Here is a 1236-nt window from a genome sequence, read left to right as displayed (position 1 = left end):
GACGGCGACCGCGCGGTTGAGCCGGACGACCGGGCTGTCGGTCAGGCGCGTGAGCTCGTCGTACCACTCGACGATCTGCACCCAGTCGGTCTCCGCGGCGGTGCGCGCATCAGCGTGGAGTGCCGCGACGGCGGCCTGGGCCTGGAACTCGCCCAGCCGGTCGCGGGCGAGGGCCGCCTGCAGGATTTCGACGCCCTCGGCGATCATCCCGGTGTCCCAGCGGCGGCGGTCCTGCTCGGCGAGCGGCACCAGGCTACCGTCGGACGCGGTCCGGGCTGCGCGCCGGGCGTGGTGGAGCAGCATGAGGGCGAGCAGCCCGGCCACCTCGGGGTGGTCGATCGCGGCCGCGAGCTGCCGGGTGAGCCGGATGGCCTCGGCGGCGAGGTCGACATCGCCGGAGTAGCCCTCGTTGAAGACCAGATAGAGGACACGCAGCACGGTGGCGACATCGCCGGGCTGGTCGAACCGTACGGCGGAGACGGTGCGCTTGGCCCGGCTGATGCGCTGCGCCATTGTCGCCTCGGGCACCAAATAGGCTCGGGCGATCTGGCGGGTGGTCAGCCCGCCGACGGCGCGCAGCGTGAGCGCGACCGCGGACGACGGCGTCAGCGAGGGCTGGGCGCACAGGAAGTAGAGCTGGAGCGTGTCGTCCGCCGCGGGTGCGGGCCCTGGCGCCGGCTCCTCGTCGACCAGGTCCTCACGCCGGCGGCGGGCGGTGTCCGCCCGGGTCGCGTCGAGGAACTTGCGCCAGGCCACGGTGACCAGCCAGCCCTTCGGGTCCCGCGGCAGGTCGGCCTGCCAGACCCGGACCGCCTCGACCAGCGCGTCCTGCACGGCGTCCTCGGCCGCCGCGAAATCGGCTCCGCGGCGGACGAGGACGGCGAGCACACTCGGTGTGAGGCCCCGGAGCAGGGCCTCGTCCATCGATGAGGTCACTCCGTGATGGTGGGCGGCGCGGCCAGGAACGGGCGCACCTCCAACCACTCGTGGATCGGCTTCCCGCCTGCCCCGGGGGCGGCCGACAACTCCCCGGCCAGCTCGACGGCGCGCCCGTGGCTGTCGACGTCGATCACCATCCAGCCGGCGATGAGGTCCTTCGTCTCGGCGAAGGGACCGTCGGTGACCGGCGGCCGCCCCTCACCGTCGTAGCGGACCCACGTCCCCTCCGGGGCGAGCGCCTGACCGTCGACGAACTCGCCGGTCTTCTCCAGCCTGGCCGCGAAGTCGTTCATGTAC

The 1236-nt window shown here is 73.5% G+C and carries 2 protein-coding genes; both read right to left on the bottom strand.

The genetic code is table 11. The features are described 5' to 3' along the window. Positions 1-924: RNA polymerase sigma factor (locus tag ACFVXE_RS39165; RefSeq protein WP_389678589.1), on the bottom strand; the 924-nt coding region annotated here is incomplete at its 3' end. A gap of 8 nt (positions 925-932) precedes the next feature. Further along, a partial coding sequence (locus tag ACFVXE_RS39160; RefSeq protein ID WP_389678587.1) for a YciI family protein occupies positions 933-1236 on the bottom strand: 304 nt, incomplete at its 5' end.

Origin of the sequence: Streptomyces sp. NPDC058231 (assembly GCF_042882275.1) — a bacterium.
In the GTDB taxonomy this organism is placed as follows: domain Bacteria; phylum Actinomycetota; class Actinomycetes; order Streptomycetales; family Streptomycetaceae; genus Streptomyces.
The sequence above is the reverse complement of the archived record's forward strand: the minus strand, read 5'-3'. Positions and strand labels throughout refer to the sequence as shown.